The 22,345-nt window shown below is 66.9% G+C and carries 16 protein-coding genes and 3 pseudogenes; 11 read left to right on the forward strand and 8 right to left on the reverse strand.

Going from position 1 to position 22,345, the window contains the following annotated elements; translation table 11 throughout:
- The first annotated feature begins 589 nt into the window (after window positions 1-589).
- The gene (locus OG990_RS04415) at window positions 590-946 is read left to right on the forward strand and encodes a hypothetical protein (RefSeq protein WP_406079078.1); all 357 of its coding nucleotides are present in this window, start codon (window positions 590-592) and stop codon (window positions 944-946) included.
- 443 nt (window positions 947-1,389) lie between these two features.
- Here the strand turns inward: OG990_RS04415 and OG990_RS04420 are convergent.
- Window positions 1,390-1,690, reverse strand: a pseudogene (locus OG990_RS04420) (transposase family protein); the annotation flags it as partial.
- Window positions 1,691-1,925: 235 nt separating this feature from the next.
- On the opposite strand from OG990_RS04420, the pseudogene OG990_RS04425 reads away from it, so the two are divergent.
- Window positions 1,926-2,837: pseudogene (locus OG990_RS04425) on the forward strand (IS256 family transposase); the annotation flags it as partial.
- A 49-nt stretch (window positions 2,838-2,886) separates the two neighbouring features.
- Here the strand turns inward: OG990_RS04425 and OG990_RS04430 are convergent.
- A pseudogene (locus OG990_RS04430) lies at window positions 2,887-4,149 on the reverse strand (IS256 family transposase).
- Between the two features lie 275 nt (window positions 4,150-4,424).
- On the opposite strand from OG990_RS04430, the gene OG990_RS04435 reads away from it, so the two are divergent.
- The 4 genes from OG990_RS04435 to OG990_RS04450 all read left to right on the forward strand — a co-directional run bounded on the left by OG990_RS04435 (window position 4,425) and on the right by OG990_RS04450 (window position 9,115).
- Window positions 4,425-5,345, forward strand: coding sequence for a LysR family transcriptional regulator (locus OG990_RS04435; RefSeq protein WP_406079079.1), 921 nt, complete (start codon window positions 4,425-4,427; stop codon window positions 5,343-5,345).
- 94 nt (window positions 5,346-5,439) lie between these two features.
- Window positions 5,440-5,991 carry a hypothetical protein gene (locus OG990_RS04440; RefSeq protein ID WP_406079080.1) on the forward strand — a complete coding sequence of 184 codons (552 nt, stop codon included), beginning with the start codon at window positions 5,440-5,442 and terminating at the stop codon, window positions 5,989-5,991.
- Between the two features lie 134 nt (window positions 5,992-6,125).
- Window positions 6,126-7,226: a YeiH family protein gene (locus OG990_RS04445; RefSeq protein ID WP_406079081.1), complete on the forward strand. Its 1,101-nt coding sequence runs from the start codon at window positions 6,126-6,128 to the stop codon at window positions 7,224-7,226.
- A gap of 191 nt (window positions 7,227-7,417) precedes the next feature.
- A complete protein-coding gene (locus OG990_RS04450) occupies window positions 7,418-9,115 on the forward strand; it encodes an amidohydrolase (RefSeq protein ID WP_406079082.1) in 1,698 nt (565 codons plus the stop codon).
- A 369-nt stretch (window positions 9,116-9,484) separates the two neighbouring features.
- Here OG990_RS04450 and OG990_RS04455 read toward each other — a convergent pair whose 3' ends face one another.
- On the reverse strand, window positions 9,485-11,665 hold the full coding sequence (locus OG990_RS04455; RefSeq protein ID WP_406079083.1) for a serine/threonine protein kinase: 2,181 nt from the start codon (window positions 11,663-11,665) through the stop codon (window positions 9,485-9,487).
- Window positions 11,666-11,981: 316 nt separating this feature from the next.
- Here OG990_RS04455 and OG990_RS04460 point away from each other — a divergent pair, with 316 nt between their 5' ends.
- On the forward strand, window positions 11,982-12,950 hold the full coding sequence (locus OG990_RS04460; protein WP_406079084.1) for an alpha/beta hydrolase: 969 nt from the start codon (window positions 11,982-11,984) through the stop codon (window positions 12,948-12,950).
- Between the two features lie 239 nt (window positions 12,951-13,189).
- Here the strand turns inward: OG990_RS04460 and OG990_RS04465 are convergent, their stop codons facing one another.
- Genes OG990_RS04465 through OG990_RS04475 form a run of 3 tightly spaced genes read right to left on the reverse strand, consistent with a single transcriptional unit; the run spans window position 13,190 to window position 15,781 of the window.
- Window positions 13,190-14,191 carry a recombinase family protein gene (locus tag OG990_RS04465; RefSeq protein ID WP_406081650.1) on the reverse strand — a complete coding sequence of 334 codons (1,002 nt, stop codon included), beginning with the start codon at window positions 14,189-14,191 and terminating at the stop codon, window positions 13,190-13,192.
- Window positions 14,082-14,459: a recombinase family protein gene (locus OG990_RS04470; protein ID WP_406081651.1), complete on the reverse strand. Its 378-nt coding sequence runs from the start codon at window positions 14,457-14,459 to the stop codon at window positions 14,082-14,084. Before OG990_RS04470 ends, OG990_RS04465 begins: the two co-directional genes overlap by 110 nt.
- The gene (locus OG990_RS04475) at window positions 14,447-15,781 is read right to left on the reverse strand and encodes an integrase core domain-containing protein (protein WP_406079085.1); all 1,335 of its coding nucleotides are present in this window, start codon (window positions 15,779-15,781) and stop codon (window positions 14,447-14,449) included. Before OG990_RS04475 ends, OG990_RS04470 begins: the two co-directional genes overlap by 13 nt.
- Here OG990_RS04475 and OG990_RS04480 point away from each other — a divergent pair.
- Window positions 15,774-16,178: a hypothetical protein gene (locus OG990_RS04480; RefSeq protein WP_406079087.1), complete on the forward strand. Its 405-nt coding sequence runs from the start codon at window positions 15,774-15,776 to the stop codon at window positions 16,176-16,178. The genes OG990_RS04475 and OG990_RS04480 overlap by 8 nt on opposite strands.
- Window positions 16,179-16,803: 625 nt before the next feature.
- Here the strand turns inward: OG990_RS04480 and OG990_RS04485 are convergent.
- Together OG990_RS04485 and OG990_RS04490 are read right to left on the reverse strand one after the other, a co-directional pair.
- Window positions 16,804-17,823 (reverse strand): coiled-coil domain-containing protein, encoded by a 1,020-nt coding sequence (locus OG990_RS04485; protein WP_406079088.1) that lies wholly within the window; start codon window positions 17,821-17,823, stop codon window positions 16,804-16,806.
- A gap of 61 nt (window positions 17,824-17,884) precedes the next feature.
- Complete coding sequence (locus OG990_RS04490; RefSeq protein WP_406079089.1) at window positions 17,885-19,267, reverse strand: YibE/F family protein; 1,383 nt, start codon at window positions 19,265-19,267, stop codon at window positions 17,885-17,887.
- A 558-nt stretch (window positions 19,268-19,825) separates the two neighbouring features.
- Here OG990_RS04490 and OG990_RS04495 point away from each other — a divergent pair.
- The 3 genes from OG990_RS04495 to OG990_RS04505 are packed head-to-tail and all read left to right on the forward strand — an operon-like array spanning window position 19,826 to window position 22,345.
- Window positions 19,826-20,149: an NADH-quinone oxidoreductase subunit A gene (locus OG990_RS04495; RefSeq protein ID WP_328426721.1), complete on the forward strand. Its 324-nt coding sequence runs from the start codon at window positions 19,826-19,828 to the stop codon at window positions 20,147-20,149.
- A complete protein-coding gene (locus tag OG990_RS04500; RefSeq protein WP_406079090.1) occupies window positions 20,140-21,414 on the forward strand; it encodes a hypothetical protein in 1,275 nt (424 codons plus the stop codon). Before OG990_RS04495 ends, OG990_RS04500 begins: the two co-directional genes overlap by 10 nt.
- Window positions 21,407-22,345 (forward strand): NADH-quinone oxidoreductase subunit H, encoded by a 939-nt coding sequence (locus OG990_RS04505; protein ID WP_406079091.1) that lies wholly within the window; start codon window positions 21,407-21,409, stop codon window positions 22,343-22,345. The genes OG990_RS04500 and OG990_RS04505 overlap by 8 nt, the downstream gene beginning before the upstream one ends.

Here is a 22,345-nt window from a genome sequence, read left to right on the forward strand (position 1 = left end):
CGAACCATGATCAAGGACACGGAGACCTCTCTGTTGCCAACGCCTTGACACAGAGAGGTGCCGTTAAATCCACAGACCCCCCAATCATCTAGAGTGTTCGATGAGTCGGCCCTGATGAAGTGTGGGAACTACGAGAAGACGATGATCGTCCTGGCCGCGAACCGCTTGGACTTCCGTTTCCTCCAGAGGGGCTGGTATGCGGGGCGGCAGTGCTCTGCATGGAGGCGACAGCGGAGACTGAAGAGACTCGCGCATCGTGGCCTTGCGGACGGTTCATCGATGACTGCTCCGCCGCGACTTGGCTCCAAACCTGCGCGGCAGCTTGCCAGGCGGTCGGCCGTTGGTCGGGCGAAGGCTGCGCCAAGTCGGGGAGCTCAGGTCGAATTCCGATGGTTTGCGAAATCGTGGCCCATTGCCTGAAATTGCTATTTGCTTCGGAGGTTCGCCCTGAATCGTAGAGCTCTATGCCCCGGCCGAGATGTTCGTTTGCCTCACGCTCATAGTGAACATTCCTCCAAACCTGCGCAGCAGCCTGCGAGGCGGTCGGCCGTTGGCCGGGCGAAGACTGCGCCGAGTTGGGGAGCCTAGGTTGAATTCCGTTGTCCTGCAAAATCGTGGCCCATTGCCTGAAATTGCTATCTGCTTCAGAGGTTCGGCCTTCATCGTAGAGCGCTATGCCCCGGCGGAGATTTGTGTTTGCCGCCTGGCGCGCCTCGAGAACGTTCTCCCAAACGTGCGCAGCAGCCTGCCAGGCGGTCAAAGGCTGGCCGGTAAGGGGTCGATCCAGGTCGATTCCGGGCCCAATCCCCTGCTCCTGAGACGTTACGGCCCAGTCGTGAAAGTGTTCTCGTGCCGCCTGAAATTGGTTTTGTTCATAGGCCGATACGCCTCGCTGAAGCGCATCCGCAGCAAGGTATTCGGCGTTTTGTCTGGCGAATTGATCTAGGCCTTCTTGGAAATTTGATGCGTTGCCATGCCGTCGCAGCATGGTAACTTCCGTCCAGATAGCATCAGCGTAGTACTCGACGGTTGGCTGCGAGTTGGGCGGAACTTCTTCTTGCCGAGGAAATGGCCGATCCAAGTTATGGTGCTGGCGATGTATCGCCCAGGCCAGAAGAGGCGCCCTCGCCCCTTGGGCGCCTCGACGTTCGAGGGCCCGTTCGGCTAGGGACCAAAGACGTTGGGAAACTTCTTCATTAGGATCTGTCGGCGCATCTATCGGCAAAGCCACTTCGCTGCTCCTCGCGGATGGGGTTGCGGTTGCCACTCAGCTATAGAACGGCTCTGTCCGCCAGGGCGTTCGCAAGGTAGAGGTATGTCCGTTTAGTCGAGTCCGAGTAGTTCTACGGATCGGTACGGGTTCCGGCCGTTTCGCCGTAGGGTTTGCGCGATCGCGATCTGCTCGACCGGCCGCTTACGCACCGGCGCCAGGGCCAGCAGCGGCGCGCGGGTATCGATGACCCGGTATGCCGCGGAGTGCGACACCCCGAACAGCGGGCCGATCTGGCGCATCGTCAGGTTCGTGGGCCAGTAGCTGGCCACCAGCAACACCCTGTCGGCGAGATCAAGGGCCCCACTGCCGGCCCGGCCGACCGTCGGCGATGCCGTCACCGCCACGCTCGGCCACCAGCCGGATCAGCTTCCGGAACTGAGCGGGCTGCCGCGAGGTCCAGCGGTCACGAGCGGGCACGGGTGGTAACCGGGACCGGTCGCCGCGAGCAGCCGTTTCGGGCATTGCGACCGGTTGAGCCTTCTCCCCGTCGAGGGTGACCCCGATCGCGGCGTAGAACGGGGTTCGGGGACTGTACAAATAGCGGCTGATCGACCGATCAAGGGAGAGACGCCAGATGACGACCGAGATCACCTCGGGGCAGGAGCCGACCGGCGGGTCGGTGGGTGCGGTCACGGATGAGCAGTTGATCGCGATGCTGGTCGATCGGGCTCGTGGTGACGGGCTGAACCTGACCGGCGAGGGTGGGCTGCTGCAGCAGCTGACCAAGCGGGTACTGGAGTCGGCTCTGGACGGTGAAATCACCGACCACGTCGGCTACGACAAGCACGACCCGGCAGGTCGGGGCAGTGGAAACACCCGTAACGGCAGCCGGACCAAGACCGTGCTCACCGACGTCGGACCGGTCGAGGTCCGCGTTCCCCGCGACGCGGCGGGCACGTTCGAGCCGCAGATCGTGCGGAAACGGCAGCGGCGCCTGACCGGGGTCGACGACATGGTCTTGTCGCTGTCGGCCAAAGGGTTGACGCACGGCGAGATCGCCGCCCACTTGGCCGAGGTCTACGGCGCGGACGTGTCGAAGCAGACCATCTCCACCATCGCGGACAAGGTCATGGACGGCATGGCCGAGTGGCAGAACCGACCCCTCGACCCCGTCTACCCGGTCGTGTTCATCGATGCCATCAACGTCAAGATCAGGGACGGGCAGGTCGCGAACCGACCGATCTACCTCGCGATGGCGGTCACCGTCGACGGCCACCGCGACATCCTCGGTATCTGGGCCGGCGACGGCGGCGAGGGCGCGAAGCACTGGCTGCACGTGCTCACCGAGCTGAAGAACCGCGGCGTCGCCGACGTGCTCATACTCGTCTGCGACGGCCTCAAGGGCCTGCCCGAGGCGGTCGAGACGGTCTGGCCACGCACCATCGTGCAAACGTGCGTGGTGCACCTGCTGCGCAACTCGTTCCGATACGCAGCCCGGCAGGACCGGGACAAGATCGCTAAAGCGCTCAAGCCGGTCTACACCGCTCCCACCGAGGACGCCGCCACGGAGCGGTTCATGGAGTTCGCCGACGTCTGGGGCAAGAAATATCCGGCGATCGTGAAGCGGGAGTGTGTCGATTTCCGTGTTTGGGCCTGTGATGTGATCGAGGTTGTTAGATGACGATCCGGTCGCCGTAGGCGAGGATCAGGGCGTTGAGGGCCTTGGCCCAACCGTAGACCCGGCCGGTGATGCTCCCGCCTCCCTTGCGTTTCTGCTGGACGACGAGGTAGAGGACCTTCATCGCGGCTTGCTCGGTCGGGAAGTGCCCGCGCCGGCGGGCGGCCTGCCGGAACCGCGCGTTGAGGCTCTCGATGATGTTGGTGGTGTAGAGGACCTTGCGGACCTCGTGGTCGTAGTCGAGGAACGGCACGAACTGCGGCCACGACTGGCACCAGAGCCGGATAACGGCGGGGTATTGGTCGCCGAACTCGGTGGCGAACGCCTCGAACCGGGCCTCGGCAGCCGCGACGGTGGGGGCGGTATAGATCTCCCGCAACGCCGGGGTGATCTTCTGCCAGTCCTTGCGATTCGTGTAACGCAGGCTGACCCGCACGAGGTGCACGACGCACTGCTGGTGCACCGCCTGCGGCCAGACCTGCTCGATGGCGTCGGTCATGCCTTTCAGGCCGTCGGAGCAGACCATGAACACGTCGGCGACACCGCGGTTGCGCAGTTCGGTGAGGTAGCCGGCCCACTGCTTGGCACCTTCCCCGCCGGTGCCAGCCCACATGCCCAGCACGTCGCGTTCCCCGTCGAGGCTGATACCGACCACAACATAGACGGGCCGGTTCGCGACCTGCCCCTAGCGGATCTTCATCACCAGGGCGTCGATGAACACCACCGGATAGACCCTGTCGAGCGGCCGCTGCCGCCAGGCTTCCATCTCCTCCACAACGCTGTCGGTGACCCGGCTGATCAACTCCCGGGACACGTCGGCGTCATACACATCCGCCAGATGCGCGGAGATCTCCCCGGTCGTCAGGCCTTTGGCATACAGCGACAGGATCGCCTCGTTGAACCCGTCCAACCTGCGGACGTGCTTGGGCACGATTCGCGGGGCGAACGAACCCGCCCGGTCCCGAGGAACCTGAATCCGCACCGGCCCCACCTCGGTCTGCACCGTCTTCGCCCCGTGCCCGTTACGAACGTTGGCCCGCCGGCCCGACACCCCGTCGACGCCCACCTCGTCGAGGTGCGCATCCAACTCCGCATCAACCGCTGATTCCAGGACCGTGCGGGTGATCCCCGCCAGCAGCCCTCCCGGCCCGACCAACGAAACTCCGTCGGCCTTAGCCCGCTCGACCAACTGCTGCGCGAACTCGACCTCAGCCGCCATCGGTTCAGGAAGCTGAACCGCCTTCTTCTTGTCTGCCATGACGTGGTCCTTCCCGGACAGGATCAACGTCCTGTCCAACGGACCACACCCAGGTCAAACACGGAAATCTACGCAGTCCCAGGCGGCGCCGTCGCATCGTCATGTGACCGCTTACGCAAATCTTCTGAGGTAACCGGTTGAACGGCCAGGGTGATCGTACGTTCTCCCAGGTAGAGGAGTGGGCGCTGTGCTGCAATGCGAGCCTCCGGATGTGAAATCCGAGGCCGACGTTCTCCTCATATCGGCTACTCCAGGAACTGGACGGAATCCTGATCGTGTTTGACTCTCGCCATATCAGGACGTTTCAAGAAGTGGTGCGTACTCAGTCGTATACGGCGGCGGCACGGACCTTGGGCTATACCCAGCCCGCGATCACTCAACAGATGAAGGCGCTCGAGCGCGCGGCCGGTACTCCGTTGTTCACCCGGGCCGGGCGAGGGCTTCGGCTGACCGACGCGGGCGAGACACTGGCTCGTCATACGGAGAACATCCTCGGCAGCATGTCAGTCGCATGGGAGCAGATGACGGCAATCGCACGGCTACGTACTGGCCGGGTCCGGGTGTGCGCGTTCCCCAGTGCCAACGCGACACTCATCCCGGAGGCCATGGCGCTGCTGGCTGTCGAGAACCCCGGGATCCGGGTGGAGCTGCTGGAGGACGAGCCGCCCGACTCGCTGCGGCGTGTAGCGCAAGGCGAGAGCGACCTCACGCTGGCCTTCACGTACCCCGGTCTTCAGGATGAGACGCCGGACGACCTGGTGGAGATTCCGTTGCTGGAGGACCAGCTCACAGTCCTGCTGCCCGTTGGGCACCCCATGCTTGAACGTCGTGCGGTCAAACTCGCGGACCTCGCTGAAGAGCGTTGGATCGCCGGGTGTCCGCGGTGCCGCACGAACCTTCTGCACGAGTGCGCCCAGCTTGGATTCGTACCCGACATCATGTTCACCATCGACGACATCCTCACGATCCAGTCACTGGTCGCTCATGGCCTGGGTGTCGCGATGATGCCCGGATTGACTCTCTCGTTCCTTCGCCGTGACACGGTCATGGGCCGCTCATTGTCGCCCACCTCCCGGCGCCGGGTGTCCGCTTACGTCCTGCGCGAGCACTTGCGCATCCCCGCGACAGCCCGAGTACTGGAGGCGTTGTCGTCGGTTGCCGGACGCAAGACCATTCCCTCGGACGGATTTTCGTGAGGTGGCGCGTTGCCGGGCATGCATAAGCAGATCTTCGCTACTGCCCAAGTAACTGTTGTTGGACGTAATCGATCGGAATGGGCAGGCTGGATTCATGACCGCTACGGAAGCCCTCTCAGGCACGTCCACCGCTACACCCCGCCTTGCCCGGTACATCGAAGAAGCCCGCAAAATCGTCGACGCCGGCATGCCACCCGGCTTGACGGCCCGCCTGGTGGGAGAACAACTCGCCGCTCACCTGGGGGCGGCCGATCTGCTCACCGCTCAGCAGAGTGAAGGTCATCCAGATCGATACCGTCAGCACCTGCTGCACACCGAGCGCGGGCTCTCAGTCGTGGCCCTTGTCTGGCTCCCCGGACAGAGCACCGAGATCCACGACCATCTCGCCTGGTGCGTCACCGGAGTCCATCAGGGCGAGGAGCAGGAGCAGCGCTTCAGCGTGGCCCCGGGCGACACCAGTGCGCTCGTTGCGACCGAAAAGGTCGTCAACCGGCAGGGCGACGTATGCGGCTTCGCACCGCCGGGCGACATTCATCGGGTCTGGAACGGAGGGAACGGCAAGGCGGTGTCTCTGCACATCTACGGAGTAGACATATCCGCCCGCGGGTCGAGTATCCGTCGGGTGTACGGACCAGCACACCAATGAGTCGCGAACAGAACCCGAATGCCTGCACAGAGCCGACAAGGGCGACCGTAGTCCAACCTCCGGGCAGGCGCGTATCTGCCGATGCCCACGGACAGGTGGACCCAGACCGCACCGCTACGGCCGGCGACGGCCGGGTGGCGGTCGCCGAGGACCCGATCGTCGCGACGGGCACCTCGATGAGGGCGTCTTGCCGGCGTACCTTCCCGGGTTCGATGACGCGCCTCGTGCCGGGGCTGACGGCCGCGTCAGTAGGCGCTGCTGCTGCCTGGGCGGTGCATTGGGCGCTGCCCGCCGTGCCGGCGTTGACCGCCGTTATGGTGCTGGGTGTCGCGGCCGCCCACCTTCCCGTCGTCCGCGACGGCGTGCGCGGCGGCGCTCGACCCGGACTGAGCGTCGCGAGCAAGCGGCTGATGCGGCTGGCGGTCGTACTACTGGGGGCCAACCTGAGCCTGCGGGAACTGCGCGAGGTGGGGCTGCCGACCACAGTAATGGTCGTCGGCGTGGTGGCTGTCACCTTCATCGGTACCTGGTGGCTGGGCCACCGTATCGGACTGCACGGTGACCAGCCGCTGCTGATCGCCTCCGGCTATGCGATCTGCGGGGCCTCAGCGATCGGAGCGGTCAGCGCGGCGACGGGCAGTGACGAGGATGACGCCGCAGCCTCGCTAGCTGTGGTGACGCTGTGCGGCACGCTGGCGATTGCCGTGCTTCCGTTGCTCCAGCATCCGCTTGGACTCGATGATTTACAGTTCGGGCGCTGGGTGGGGGCAAGCGTGCATGACGTGGGACAGGTGGTCGCGACTGCGAGCACCGCCGGACCGCTGGCCGTCGGCGACGCCATCGTGGTGAAAATGATGCGGATCGTGCTACTCGCTCCGCTGGTAGCCGTGGTGACCTTATCGCTGCGGCGCCGCCGGGTCCCGTACGCCAACAGGTATGTGCCGGATTCCGCCGGCACCGGACCGCACGGCAAGAGGCCGGCGCTCGTTCCCGTTTTCGTCATAGGCTTCGTCGCGATGGTTGGCCTACGAAGCACCGGTTGGTTGTCCGAAGGTGTGCTCGTCGGTATGGAAGTGGCGCAGCAGATCCTGCTGTCCGCGGCGTTGTTCGGGCTCGGCACGGCGGTGCACTTACCCACCTTGGCGCGGACCGGGGGCCGGGCAGCCGTTCTGGGGCTGAGCGCGTGGATTGTTGTCGCTGGGGTGTCGTACGCGGGTGTGTTGGTGACAACCTGAGCCCAGCCGAACCACCCGCCCGCGATGCGGGGGCAAAGAGGACACTTGGTTGAACTGAAGCCGCCTTGACATGTTGGGCTGAGAGGGCGGAGACCGCTCCATCTCTCCACGCCGGCAGTTTCGGTCCCGGTGGCCATTCTTTCCCCGGCGTGACGGCTGAACCCGGCCTGTCGGCGTCCGTCGATACGGGTATGAACGAATTTGGGACAGACCGCCGCCGGGTGCTCAAGATGTTCGGCCTGAGCGCCGGCGCGACGACGGCGGCGATGATGGCCGCCGATCCGGTGCTCGGTGCGACTCTCGGATACGACGAGCGGACCGGGTTCGATCCGGTCACCTACCGGGCGCCGACCGGACTGGCGAAGGCGGACCCGGCCAAAGACACCGCCTTGGGGTGGATCACCGCGAACTCCGCCGCACTGATCCGCCTCAGCGACCGGATCTGGGAGCTCGCCGAGCTGTCGCTGCGCGAGTGGGAGTCGTCGCTGGCCACCGCGGACCTGTTGCGTCAGCACGGATTCCGGATCCAATGGGGTGTGGCCGGGCTACCCGCGGCCTTCGTCGCCACCTACGGCTCCGGCGGCCCGGTCCTCGGCTTCAACGCGGAGTACGACGCACTACCAGGGCTCTCGCAGAAACGTAACGTCGGCAGACACGACCCGCTGGTCTACAACTACGACGCGTACGGCCCGACGGTGGGACCCGGCCACGGCGACGCCCACAACACCCTGGGTGCCGCGTCGGTAGCGGCAGCGATCGCCGTCAGCAAGGCCATCGCGGCGCACGGACACCGGGCCACCGTCAAGGTCTTCGGCTCGACCGGCGAGGAACAACTGGTAGGCAAGCCGTACGCGGTGAAGGCCGGCGTCTACGACGGCCTGGACGCCTACCTGGACTGGCATCCCTTCAACGTCACCACGGCGACCTGGAACACCACCAGCGCCCTGATCTCCGCCACCTTCACGTTCCTCGGAGCGGCAGGTCACGGCGGCTCGCCACTGGGTAACAAGAGCGGCCTGGACGGCGCACTGATGCTCGCCACCATGGCGGAGTACCTGCGCGAGAAGAACGTAGGCCCGGCCGGGCGCTTCCACTACGCCATCATCAACGGCGGCGGCGCACCCAACGTCACACCGGACACCTGCTCCGTCTGGTTCTTCGTCCGCGAGGGCAGTCCCGCCCGCGCCCGGGTGCTCTACGACAAAATCACCACCGCCGCAAACGCGGCAGCGACCGCCAGCCAGACACGCCTGCTGCACAAGTTTCATACTGCGACGTGGAACTCGCTCGGCAACAGGGCCGGCGCCGAACTGGCCAACGACAACATGCAGCACATCGGGCCATCGCAGTTCACCGAAGCCGACCAGAACTTGGCCCGACAACTGCAAGGTGCTCTTGGCAAGCCGCAGATCGGGCTCCCCACCGCCGTCGTCCCGTTGAGCCCTCCTCCGGCCGCGTTCCTGGGCGGCCCCTCCACCGACTCGGCGGACGTCAGCTGGCGTACCCCAACGGTCTTCATCCTGACGGCGGCCTTCCCGCCCGGCGTGCCACACCACAACTGGGCCGTCACGGCCGGCGCCGGTGCAGGAATCGGCCACGCAGCCGCTGTTGCCTCCGCGAAATACCTCGCCGCTACCGCGATCGACCTCATCACGCAACCCGACCGCTTGGCCGCCATGAAGGGCGAATTCACCAGCCGGACCGAAGGAACCCGTTGGGAGAGCCTGATCCCGGACGGCGCACAGCCGCCACTCTACGAACCTCCGGCGAGCTTCCTGAACGCCACCGGACAGCCATGGCCACCGCCCGGCGTCACCTGGCCGGTCGAGCGGGTCGTGGCCGAGGAACACCTGGGCAATCTCGGCCCGGACCTTCCCCCGGTGACGTAAGCGACCACCCGCGGGACCTGAGGCGTATGCGTGGTTGCTTCCGGCACGGGGGAGCCGGAAGCAACCACTACCGCCTACAACGAAACGATGAGGCGCGCGTTCACGCGAGCCGTGAGGTTTGTGACTGTGATCCACCTTGCCCGCGACAATCCATAGGCCGGCTCCCCAGCTTCCGGCTTCTTTCGACGACGCCGAAGACTGTGCTCGTTCGGTCTCTCGCTCGCTCGCACGGGCCGCGCCGACGCTTGACGGATCGGTCCGACGAACGAACCGAGAGGCTGATTCTTTTCAAGGTCCGTAGCCGCGAGGCGGACCCAAGAGACAGATTTCCTGGGTCACTACCTCCCCGCCCCGGCTGCCTACGCCCCCTTACCCACGCCGCCATTTCTGGTGGCCCGCTTGCATGTTGCAGGTCCACTGCTGAATCGGGGTGCCGCTCTGGCTCCCCCAGTCAGTCACGTCGAGACATTTCCCGCTGCCGCTGTTGACCAGTTGCCGTTCAACGTTGAGCGTGAACCTTTGGGCGGACCCGCCGTTGCAGGTGGTGAGCTGGATGACCGCTCCATCTTCGGTCGACGCGTTGGCCACGTCCAGGCACCTGCCAGCCAACCGGATGCTGCCGTTCGCGCTGAAGGTCCACCGCTGGCTCCGGGCTCGGGCATCGTCGCAGTCCATAATCCGGACGCGGAGTGTAACGGCCGAGTCCGGGTCACCGATGTCCAGGCAACGACCGCTCTCGACGCCGACGATCCGGTGCCCGGGCAGGCGAGAGGGCGCGGTACTCGGCGTCGTCGAGGGCTTGGCCGCTGGCGGGCTCGCCGAGGTGCTGCTCGGCCGGGGGGCCTCAGCGGGCCGGAAGCCATCGACCACCTTGCGGAAAGCCGCCTCGCTGACAGCCCAAGCCGACTCGGGCGTTGACCAGACTATCGTGTACGCCTTCCGCTCCCCGGTGATGAAGGAGCGCTGCCGTACGTGCGTCACCCGACCGGGGCCGGCGGTGTGCGTCCACTCCCAGTCGGCCGCACTGCGCTGGTAGTTCACCGCGACGATGCTGATCCGGCGATAGTCCCGGTACCGGCCGGAGGCCGACAGATCCTTCTCGCGGGCGGTCAACTCGGCTACTGGATCGGACGGTGGCGTGTCGGTCTGGCGAACGACGAGCACCCGGTCGCCGTTCGGCTCTCGAAACTCAGCCTGGCCGCCCTTGCGGGCGACCTTCCACCCCTTGGGTACCGGCATCGTGAATCCGCTGCCGTCCCGATAGTTGGACCAGCTTAGTGCGGTTGCCGGCGCCCTCGGATCGGAGACCGTAGATGCGGACACCTCGGGCAATGGTCCGCTCGCCAGGGGCGCTCCCTCGGTGCTGTCAGCGGCCTCGTCGCCGAGCAGGGGAACCCCGACCCCGATGCCGAGCGCGATCAGCAGAACCGCGAGCGCCGCAACCAGCCGGGCCCGTCGCAGCCGGTGGGACGAGGCACCCAGCGGCATGGCCACATCCGCCTGGCCGGGTGCACCACCCGCGGGCTCCTTTGCCTCCGGCACTGCGTTCCTTGTTGAAGACTTCGTCGAATGGTCGTCACGCCGTCCGCCTGAGGGGTCGGCCTCGCTCCCCGGTTCGACCCGGAAGACGGGCCCGCCGGGTGCCGGCGTCGCATGGGCTTCGGTATTGTCGGCGGCCACACGGGGTAGGGCACTGCCACCGGCCAGCCAGGCCGCACCGGCCGGACCGGCCTCGACCACCTCACGCAGCAACCGTTCGACGGTTTCGGCATCCAGCCGTTCGGCCGGATCCTTACGGAGCAAGCCTTCGATGACCGGCGCCAGCAGGCCGGCGCGCTTCGCCACCGGCGGCGGTTCGGTGACGAGAGCGGTGAGGCTCATCAGACTGGACGGTCGGGCGTACGGCGCCTGACCCTCGACCGCCGCGAACAGGGTGGCACCGAGCGACCAAAGATCCCCCTCAGGCCCTGCGGTGCCACCCCTTGCACGCTCCGGGGAGAGGTAGGCGGGCGAGCCCAGCACCATGCCAGTGAGGGTCAGGCTGGTGTCGTTGGCGGCGGTGGCCAGGCCGAAATCAGTGAGCACGATTCGGCCGTCGGAGCCGAGCAGGATGTTCGCGGGTTTGACGTCACGGTGCACGACCCCGGCGCGGTGAGCTGCCCGTAGCGCGCTCAGCACGGCCAGTCCGATGGCCCCCGCCTGGGTCGGCGAGACGGGGCCCTCGGCGGAGAGTTGTTGGGCCAGCGCCCGGGACGGTACGTACTCCATCACGATCCACGGGTCGCCGCTCTCGCCGATCAGCACGTCGAACACTCGGATGGCGTGGACGTGATCGAGCCGGGCGATCGCCCGTGCCTCGCGTAGCGACCGTACCCGCAACTCCTGCCGCGCCTCGTCGGTCAGTCCGGGTGGGGGAAGGATCTCCTTGACGGCCACGTCACGCTCGAGCATCGTGTCTCGGGCTTTCCACACCCGACCCATTCCGCCCTGTCCCAGCAGGCCGGCAAAGATGTACCGATCGGTATGAAGAGATGACAGATTCTCCGGCATGGCGCGCAGGTTATCCCGCTGACGGAAACCAGCAATGGGGCAGTCGTCGCTATTCCATCGTAGCCGGATGGTGGCGCGTGCACACCCGTAACAACCGCTGATCGGCGACTCTCGTTTACGCTACTTCGTCCGAAATGCGGGGTCCGTCAGTCGGGTCAATCCCTACGGCCATATCCACGGTGAACTCAACTCGCCGAAAGTTGCGGCTGTCACCAATGACACACCGTTGAACCGGCGGCACCGGGCCACGTTGTAGTAGCCGACGTACTCAATATGCGGCGAGCGCCGTCGCCTGCCTGCCGAACACCGGAGTCTTGTGTCCTTCCGTGCATCCCTCTTTGCCCGCCGACTGGTCATCACACTGGCCACCATTGTCGCGCTCGTCGCGATCGCCGCCGGTGCGGTATACACCTGGCCGCTCGACGATGACGAACTGACGCCGGCTTCGCAGCGTTTCACCTTCGCCGCCGCGACCGCACGTATCGCAGCTCAAGCCAGAGCGGAAGAGGCAGACCTCGGAATCCGCGCGGAGTGCCGTTCCCGTGCACTGCTACATCCCGAGGTCACTGCCAAGGCGGTTCTCATGCTGCACGGATATCTAGGCTGCCCCGCACAGTTCGCGGAGCTGGCGATGCGTTACCACGAGCACAGTTACAACGTGTACATGCCGTTGTTGCCTCGACACGGCACGGTCGATCCCGACGGGCACACGGCGCTGACCGCGCAGGAGCTGACGGCATTCGCGGGATCGGCCATGGACGTCACCGCCTCCCTTGGCAGCGAGGCCGGTGTGGCCGGTAGCTCTGCCGGCGCCCTCTTGGCGACGTGGTTGACGACCACGCGGCCGGAGCAGGTGCATCGGCTACTCGCCGTGGCGCCGTTCTACCGGCCGAGTTCCGAGCAGGCTCCGTCGGTGTTCGTCAAACCGATGGCGGTTCTGTATGGATTCCGCATCCTGCCGGATCGTAGACACCCGGTCGGCTTCTCCTACGCCGTACTGGCGCAGTTCATGCGCCTGTCGCTCCTGCTGGATATCAATCCGACGCTGCCCGCACTGCGCGACGTAGCGGTGGTGACGTCGCCACGTGACCGTTTCATCGATTTGAAACGCGCCACATCCGTGCCGGCCGCGATAGCCGAAGCGAACGGGATCTGCCTCCGGTCGTATGAAATTCCGCCCGAGGCGAACGTCGGCCATGAGGCGATCGACCTAGCGTCTCTCGGCCCGGCCAAGGACGCCTTGTACCTCCGATACATCGACCTCTACGAGGCTGCTGTTCGGTGATCCCTGAGGCTGGAGCGTGTCGGCGATGAGGCGGAGTTGTTCCCGGGACCGCTCACCTCCGTAGCGGCGGTAGGTGTGCGATCCAAGGCCGACGAGGACGTCGTCGAGGTTCGGTTTCGACGCGGTGCACGCCGGGGAGCGCGCCGTACCGGTGCAGGTGGTCGCCGTGGGCGAGGCGCCGTGACAGCGCATTCTCTGTGATGACCTCTTTGGCAGATCCGAAGAGGCCACCACCGCAGCTAGGTTTGCGTGAGCTTCAGCGTTGCGCCGAGCGTCAACGGCGGTGGGGCAGCGGTATCGATCGCCCCTCGGACACGAACGATAACCCCACGGTGCGCGCTGAGATCCACTGCAGCGCGCACCGTTTGCGTTTCTGTCTGGTAGGTCAGCCGGAGACCTAGCTGCCGGTATACCTCGGCTTTGTCGTCGGGGTCGGCGTCGCGCAGCACGGTGACGATGTCGCCGAGCGCTCGAACCAAGCCGGCGATCTGGGAGCGGCTCATCCGGCGTGGCTCCGCTCGCTGGCTCGATTGAAGATCGGCTTCGGCTCGTGCCCGTTCGGCCTGGGTCTGGGTGATCCAGCTGGTGACCACCATGGGATCTGCGCCGGCGTCGAGGGCAGACCGGTATTGCGCGAGCTTTGTGTCACAGGCCGCGATAGTGGCCCGGGCTGCGGCCGTAACTGGCGTGAGTTGATCCACGGGCTGGGCGTCGGCCATGGCGGTGATCGTTTGTTCGAGGTAGTCCGGGGCGAATGCGGACGCCAGCCACTGGTCAAGCGGGTCGCTGAGGGCGTCCTCGCGCAGGTAGACGTTGCGGGGGTGTTCCACCTCGTTGGCGAGGGCGTACTCCTGAGGAAAACGGCAGCGGTAGTAGGCGGCACCGTGGTTGTACTGGCCTTGCATACGGCGCTGGCAGGCGGCGCAGTAGATCATCCCGCGGAAGACATAGGGGTTGCGGGTGCGGCGTTGGCGTTCCTGACGGTCGACGGCTCGCGCGCGACGGCTGAGCAGGGCTTGGACTTGCCCGAAGGTGTCGTCATCGATCAGGGGTGGGTGTGTGATGTCTGTGGAGATCACCCACTTGTCACGGGTGTTCCAGCGCATGACCCCGGTGTGGCCCAGTGCTACGTCATCGACGTCGAGGAGGACTTCGCCGGTGCGTTGTTTGTTCCATACCTGCCGGCCGGTGTAGCGGGGGTTGGTGAGGATGACGCGTATGGCGCTCTTGGACCAGGCGATGCCGCTGCGGTGTGGATTCCGTGCGCGGTCGTGCCGAGGGGCAGGGGACGTGGTTGGCGGTGAGTCCTTCGGCGATGGCGAAGAGCCCGTAGCCGGCGAGGAACTCGTCGAAGATCCGACGGACGACGAGGGCGGTCTGGGGATCTGGGGTGAGTCCGCGAAGGTTCTTGCCGTCGGCCGCCTTGGCGGGGTTGGGGTGAGGGGCGAGTTCCCGCAGTGTGTAGCCTGTCCCGTTCGGAAACTCGTCGCTGCTGGTCAGGCCGCATATCTGTACTCGTTGATGACGCCGCCGAGTGTTCTGGTTCGTAGGAGTCGGTGAGAAGTCAGGTCGATCACGGGCGCCGGGTGCTCCTCGGCGAGGGGAGGGAGTTGTCCTCGAGCCTGATGCGGGCGATGGCGGTTGTAGTGGCGGGCGTAGGCGCCGAGGACGTGCCGGGCGTGGGTCTCGTCCCAGATCAGCAAGTGGTCGAGCGCTTCGCGCCGCAGGGTTCCGATGACTCGTTCGCAGTGGGCGTTCATCCGAGGAGCCCGTGGCGCGGTCCTCACGACCTCGATGCCGTCGGCCGCGAAGACCGCGTCGAAGGGCTCGGTGTACTTCGCGTCCCGGTCGCGGATCAGAAAGCGCAGCGGGTTGACCTGTACGCCCAACTCGGCGGCTAGGTTTCTCGCCTGCTGCACCGTCCAGGATGCCGTCGGATGCGCGGTCACCCCGGCGACGTGCAGTCGGCGGGTGCCGTGTTCGAGGAACACCAGCGCGTATACCCGGCGCAGGTCGACCAGGTCGATGTGTACGAAGTCGCAGGCGATGAGGCCTTCAGCTTGCGCGGTCAGGAACTCGCGCCATGTCGGGCCGTTGCGGCGCGGGGCCGGATCGATGCCGGCCGCGGTAAGGATCTCCCAAACTGTCGTGGTGCCGATGGGATGCCCGAGGCGAACAAGTTCTCCCTGGATCCGACGGCACCCCCAGCGCGGATTTTCCCGAGCCAGCCGTAGCACCAGCGCCTTCACCGCGCTCGCGGTCGGCGGCCTGCCGGGTTTGCCCCGGCGCATGCTGTAGTCCCACTTGTTCGCGATGAGTCTGCGGTGCCAAGCGAGCAGGGTCGCGGGCGTCGCCGGGAACACCTGCGCCCACCGGCGTCGGGGTATGAGCGAGGACAGCGCCGTGAACCACAGTCGGTCCGCCGGCTCGTACCGCACCGGTCTCGTGAGCTGCCTGCGCAGCACCGCGTTCTCATGCCGCAGCACGAGCAGTTCGGCATCCTTGGCCGTGTCCCGGCGTAGTAGGACCGCCGGGACCGCGACCAGCTTCCGCGCCACCTGGTACAGCAGTGAGATGATCACCTGGATAGAGTTGCAGCTGGCCGTCGTGGCGCGCCACACCAACTCCGAGCAGCAGCGATGAGTTTCCGAACAACACAGGGGCCGAGAGTCCGCCGCGCCGGTCACCGAAAGCCCCACCGCGGAAAGCCGCGGAAGCTCCGCTTTGCCGACGGCCAAGTCCACCCCCAAGGCGAAGGCGAAGGCGACGTCGAAGCCGAAGCCCAAGCGGGTCGTTCCGGTCGCGGGGCTGGACCAGGCCCAGATGAACAACGCGAAGATGATCGTGCGTGCCGGCGAGGAGATGGATGTGCCGCGCCGGGCGTTGGTGATCGCGGTGGCCACGGCGATGCAGGAGAGCAACCTTTACAACTACGCCAGCGGAGTGCTGCCCGAGTCGCAGAACTACCCACACCAGGCCATCGGCTGGGACCACGACTCCGTCGGGCTCTTCCAGCAGCGGCCCAGCACCGGCTGGGGTGCGGTGCGGGACCTGATGAAGCCGGAGTATGCGACCCGGCAGTTCCTTAGCGCATTGCTGGCGATTCCGGGTTGGCGGGACCTCCCGCTGACCGTCGCGGCCCAGTCCGTGCAGGTATCGGCGTTCGGGTGGCTGTACGCCCAGCACGAGTGGCGTGCCAACCAGGTGGTGAACGCCATCCTCGCCTGACCGTGGCTGCTGACGCCGGGCTCCTCAGCGCACGGGGAACGCGGTGTCGGGGAACGTTTGCGTCGCTATCGATTTCGGCGGTTGCGGGCGGTCAAGTCCGGTAGGCCAGCGTGGCGATCCCAGTCTCAGCGCGGTAAGCGTTGTGGCTGGGCCGAACCAGCGCACCGGGTGGTCAGGGTCGAAGTCAAGGGGTCACCGTCTGGTCGGGCACGACGATCACGGTGTCCTTGCGGACACCGCCGCCGACGACGGCGAGGGTGTGTCCGTGCAGGTGCATGGGTGGAACCTAATGTCGGTCGCCACGATCGTGGTGGCGCTCAACGCTCAGCTGCTGCGGCGGGTCCGCCTGACCCCGCAGCCTCGAAAAGGACGTGACGGCGGCCGGTTCGGGTGTCGAGGGTCAGCGGATGGGCGAGGGTCACGACAGCGAGTTAGAGCCGCTGGGTTCGCGGCCCTGCCGCGTACCCGCCGGGCTACAGCCGGCCCCGGCACAGGTGCCGCACCTGGGCGCCGTGGCCGGCAAGTCGCCAGCGCCCGTCCCGTTGATCATCCGCGGCTGACCGGGGCCGTATGCGACAAGGACGCGCCAACCGGCGGGCCAGTCCGGTGCTCGCCGCGGTTGTGGCTAGAGCAATGACACATGGACGTGGTCGGTGTGGTTTGACGGTCCGCTGTAGGACTTCCAGCCGGTTGCCGGGAACCAGATCTGCCGGTTCCAGATCACGTAGTAGACGCCGAGCCGGTCGGCGTTGCGGATCAGGAACGCGGCGAGGTTGTTCCCGTACATCCGGGTGTCCTTACTGCGCCAAGGGCTGAAGCCGCTGTTCTGCAGCGACCAGTCGCAGGCGAGGCCCTTGGGGTGCTCCCACGGACCGCCCGGCCGGTAGCAGCCGACGAACCGGTTGAAGCCGGCCCGCTTAACCTCCTTGTACATGTGCAGCGTGCGCGGTGTGACGCAGCCGGCGGTGGTGGGGTCCTTCTCGCTGCACCCCTCGGACTTCCAGTCGCCGTCGGAGGTGCGGCCAGGGGCGATCCGGGCAACCGGCGAGGTGGCCGACACCAGGCCACCGGTGAAGCCCTGCCCGCCCACGAGCGCGAGCGCCTTCTCCGCCTCGCGCTTGTCCCGGGCCATGTCATTGGTGAGCTTCTGCTGCTCACGCACCTCGGCGTCGAGCGCCAGCTTCGCCTGCTCGGCGCGGGTCTTGACGACGTTGACCTCGGCGAGCTTCTTGGCATTGACCATGTTCAGGTCGTCCAGCGCGACAGCGCGCTGGACGAACGAATCAGGGGCGTTGCTGTCCAGCAGTATGGCGGCCGCACCGAGCCGACCGGTTCGGTAGGACTGCATGGCGATATGACTCACCTGCGGCCTCAAGGCGTCCAGCTCAGCCTGGGCGCGGTCGACCTGCAGCGCGAGCTCGAGCTGGCGCTTCCTGGATTTCTCCAGCTTCGCCTTGGCCCGGGCGTAGGCGCGGTTCGCCCCCTCGATGACGTCGTTGAGCAGCCGCGGCTCGCCGTCATCCTCGTGACCCGATGGCGTCGGCGTCGAAGGCGCAGCCGTCGCCGGGGCGGGGCCGATGACGATGGCGAGAACGGTCAGCGTGGCCACCACCGGTGTCATCCAGCGGCGCAGGCGTGCCGTCACAGGTCTCCTTCCGACTGATCAGCGTTCTCATGATCAGGTGCGTCACGGATGATGGCGGTAATCACCATTCAGTATTCCGGCGTCCCTGCGGGTCGAGCCCACTCGGCGCTGGGTCGCTGCCTGGACCGGCTCGCCCATCGGTGGGATCACCCCCGCTCAGGGCCTCGAGCGCGACGTTCCGCCCCGACGGCCACTGCCTTGCGGACCGCTCCTGTGGGATACGAGATTGTGGAATGTTCCCACCATCGACGGCGTCGACTGCGGGGCCGCGCCCAGCCGTGGTGACCAGCGCCGCCAGTGCGGTGGTCAGCGGTACGGCGGCGATCAGGCCGAGTGTGGCGACCACGCTGCGGACGATCTCCTGGGCCAGGAACTCGCTGGTGATGATCTGGCTCACCGACCGGGAGTCGGCGGTGAGCAGGAGCAGCAGCGGCAGCGAGGCGCCCGCGTACGCCAGCACGATGGTGTTGACGGTGGAGGCGATGTGGGCCCGGCCGACCCGGGTCGCCGCGCGATAGAGCTGGAGCCGGGACAGCGCCGGGTTGGCGTGCGCCAGCTCGGTGACCGTGGCCGCCTGGGTGACCGTGACGTCGTCGAGAACGCCGAGGGAGCCGATGATGATCCCGGCCAGTAGTAGGCCGTGCAGGTCGACGTCGGCCTGGAACATCGACAGCGTGGTGGCCTCCTCACTGCCATACCCGGTCAGGTGGGCGGCGGCGGTGGCCAGGGTGCCAAGCAGGCCGGTCAGCACCAGGCTGCCCAGCGTGCCGAGCACCGCCACCGACGTCTGTGCGGTGACGCCGTGGGTCAGGTACAGCACCACGAACATGATCAGGGCCGAGCCGGTGACCGCGATCAGCAACGGCGAGCCGCCAGCGGAGATGCCGGGCACGACGAAGGCGAGCAGGATCGCGAAGGTCGCCCCCAGCCCGGCTAGCGCCGCTAGCCCCCGCAGCCGTCCGAACGCCACGATCGCGGCCGCAAAGAGCGCCACCAGCCAGATCAGCGGCTTGCCGCGCTGGTGCTCGGCGATGTTGTAGGTGCTTACCGTCGGGTCGGCCGGGTCCATCAGCTGAACAAGGACGACCTCATCCCCGACCGCGACTTCGGGAGCGCCCGGGCCAGACGGCACGGGCATCTCCACCTGCTCTCCGTTATCCGGGCCCTGCTCGACCTGGACGGCGACCGTTCCGCACGGCCCGTCCTGCGCGGCCGGGCTGCCCTCCGGTACCTCTGACGCTGGCGGGCAGGGTTCCGTCACCACCTTCGTGACCGTGCCGTGGTAACGGGGAACGGGGTCACTCTGCTCCCCGTCGGGGGTATCGCGCGGCCAGAGCACCAGGGTGGCGATCACGGTGATGACGAAGAGGGGGACCACCGTCGCGACGAGGATCCGTCGCACCCGCGGGGTGGACGGGGCGGGACGGCTGTGGTCAGCACCCACTGTGAGTCTCCCAACGGTTGAGGCGGCCGGTGTCGGCGACTGGCCTGATTCCTGGTTGGAGTGCCCACCTCGACGCGCGCGGCTCGCTGGGCATCACCTGTAGCGGCACTGCAGGCGGCGCCATCACACACCGCGACCGAGAACGCGCTACTCCTGCGCCGTCAAACAAGAGCCCCAAGGTGTGTTGATGTAGGCCGTTGGCCGACGGTGGCCCTGTGGCACCAACCTGCTGCGACACGCCGTCCTCGGATGCACTGCAACCCCCGTCTACCGCACCGCCTACTATCAGTAGATAGTAGGCGGCAGGAGCGTCAATCCGCGGCGGGGGTGGCACCTCATCGTTGCCGACAGAGATGGCGTCACCGGGCGAGCGCCGTCCGCTGTTTCTAACCGTGCTACCGGCTGTCCTTGCGCTACGCCTGCTTGTGGCAGCTCGGTGGCCGGCTGATGTCTCTGGCGCACGCCTCACCTTCGGGCGGATATGCGGCCATTGATCCTCCCGGACGGGCATGCTCGTAATGATCAGGAGGAGGCGAAATGTATGCAGGAGCCGCCGCGATGGCACTGGTGGCGGTTGTCTTCGTCGCCGGGTTGTACGGCCTGCACCGCCTGCTCGCCCTCGCGCCCGACCCCCTCGCGGTGCTGCCGTTCCAGTCCGGGTGGAGGCCCGAGGAACACGCGCTGTCCCGGTACCACGTCCGGTGGTACCTCTCGACCCTGCTGTTTCTCGCATTCGACGTGGAAATGCTCTTTATGTACCCCTGGGCGGTCGTCGTTGCCGAGATGGGCGCCACGGCGATCGTCGAGATGTTCCTCTTCCTCGGTGCGGTCTTCGTCGCGGTGGTGTGGGCCTGGAGGGAGGGGGCTCTGCGGTGGGTCTGAGCAACGCGCTGGCCAGGTACGCGGTTAACCACGCCCACGTCCTCCTCGTGGAGGTGCCGGGACACTGGCTGACGCGCGCCGCGGCCGAGCAGCACCTCCTTGCCCGGGGCTGGCTGTTCGCCTCGTCGCCCGCGGACGCGGACGTGCTGGCACTCTGCGGCACCCCGGGTCCAGAGATGGCAGCGATTGCCGCAAGGCTGTGGGAGCAGTTGCCCAGGCCACGCGCCCGGGTCCAGATCGATGCACCGCACCTCGCGGCGGCGGCGTTTGAGAGCGCCGCCGCCAAGCTCCTCGATCTGAGCCTGCAGCGCGACGACAGCCAGGATCGATCGGCCACGCCTGATGGCGAGCAGCCCCGTGACAACGAACCGGAGGGGCGCGACGGCGGCCACGAACACGGCCGCCATGGCACTCATGTCGGCAAGGGCGAGATGGACGACGGCGGTCACGCTGAACACAGCGCAATGGACCATGGCGAGGCCGGAGGTCATGGCGAAAGTGGCGATCGCGGTGGCATGGGCCACGGCATGGACATGGGCCACGCCGGCATGGGTCACGGCGGGATGAGTCACGGCGGCATGGACATGGCGCCGGCCGGGATCCCGATGGCTCGCGGAGGCGAGGACCGCGACGGCCTGGAGCTGGACGTCCTGCACCTTCGTCTGGGTCCGGTGCTGCCGTATTGGCCGACGGGCCTTGTCCTACGCTGCTCGTTGCAGGGCGACCTCATCGTCCACGCAGAGGTCACCCTGGTCGACGCCCACGACGCGCGCCACCACGCTGGCGTGAGGCGCACTCACCATCGTGCGGCGCGTCGCTGCGACAACGCCGCAGGACTGCTCGCCCTCACGGGTTGGCAGGACGCGGCCGGCCGCGCCCGGCGTCTGCGTGACCGGCTGTTGAGCGACGGGGACCGGCGGACGACGGCCCGGGACCTCGACCGGCTGCATCGCCGCGTCAAGCGTTCGTGGCTGCTGCGGTGGTCGCTGCGAGGAGTCGGGTACCTTTCTGCGGCTGACCTCGCGCGTCTGGATCTTCCCGGCCATCTGCGCGGAGACACCCACGACCGCCTGCTTTCCATGATCCAGCGAGCGGCCGGTGACATCGCCGGCTCTGACAGCGGGAGCAGCGACGCCAGCGAGCACGTGCCGATCGTCAAGGTCGGTGATGTGGTGCAGGGGCTGGACATCGCCACTGCGCGGTTGGTCGTCGCCAGCCTTGACCTCGACCCGCTGTCGGCGGCGAGCGGGGTGGCGCATGCCTGACTCGACCGTCACGACGATTTCCGCCGGGTGGGCACTCGCTGCGGCAGCGATCTTGGGTCTCCTCGTGGCCTTCGCCGCGGTTCTTGACGGGCTTTTCTCGGCGCGGACAGCGGGCGTCGGGCCGTCGGGGATGACTCGACCGCTGGGGGAGACGGCGCGGCTTGTTCGGCAGCGGCGCAGAACGACTGTCGCGGCCGACACCTTGCTGTGGCGGATCGGCAGTTCCGGTCTGCTGTTCATGGCGTTGATGATCGTGACGGTCGTGCCACTGGGGCAGTGGACGCTGTTCGACCTCGACGTGGGGGTGGTGTGGTTCAACGCGATGGACGTCCTGGCGTGGGCGTTCGTGTGGCTGACCGGGTGGGGCGCCAACTCCACGCACTCGCTGATCGGGGGCTACCGCTTCCTGGCTCACGGACTGGCCTTTGAACTCCCGCTGATGTTCGCGCTCGTGGCGCCGGCGGTCGCCGCATCGAGCCTCAACGTCGGGGCGGTTGCGGCAGCGCAGGCGGGCCTGTGGTTCGTGGTATGGATGCCCGTCGCGTTCCTCGTCTTCTGCACTGGGGTAGTCGCGATTGCGGTCTGGGGACCGTTCACGCCAGCGCTGGGCTCCGACATCGCTGGCGGCGTCACCACGGAGTTGTCCGGCGTCGACCGGCTGGTGTTCCAGGGCGGACGCTATGCCTTACTGGCCGCGGGAGCCGCGTTCGCCGTACCGATGTTCCTGGGAGGTGGCAACGGTCCGCTGCTGCCCGGCTGGGCCTGGGTGCTGGTAAAGACGGGCGCCCTGCTCGCTGTCTTTGTGTGGCTGCGCCGCCGGCTGCCCGCTCTCCGGCCGGACCTGTTCATGGAGGTCGGGTGGGTGGTGCTTCTACCCGCCGTGCTTGTCCAGGATCTACTCGTCGCCGTCGTCGCAGTGTGGAGAACCTGA

It is taken from the genome of Micromonospora sp. NBC_00858 (assembly GCF_045207365.1).
Classification (GTDB): Bacteria; Actinomycetota; Actinomycetes; order Mycobacteriales; family Micromonosporaceae; genus Micromonospora.

Coding starts and splice junctions, on each gene's coding strand:
- OG990_RS04440 (WP_406079080.1), top strand. CDS start 5,440: ATGACCGCTACGGAAGCCCTCTCAGGCACGTCCACCGCTACACCCCGC.
- OG990_RS04450 (WP_406079082.1), top strand. CDS start 7,418: ATGAACGAATTTGGGACAGACCGCCGCCGGGTGCTCAAGATGTTCGGC.
- OG990_RS04455 (WP_406079083.1), bottom strand. CDS start 11,665: ATGCCGGAGAATCTGTCATCTCTTCATACCGATCGGTACATCTTTGCC.
- OG990_RS04480 (WP_406079087.1), top strand. CDS start 15,774: ATGAACAACGCGAAGATGATCGTGCGTGCCGGCGAGGAGATGGATGTG.
- OG990_RS04495 (WP_328426721.1), top strand. CDS start 19,826: ATGGCACTGGTGGCGGTTGTCTTCGTCGCCGGGTTGTACGGCCTGCAC.
- OG990_RS04505 (WP_406079091.1), top strand. CDS start 21,407: ATGCCTGACTCGACCGTCACGACGATTTCCGCCGGGTGGGCACTCGCT.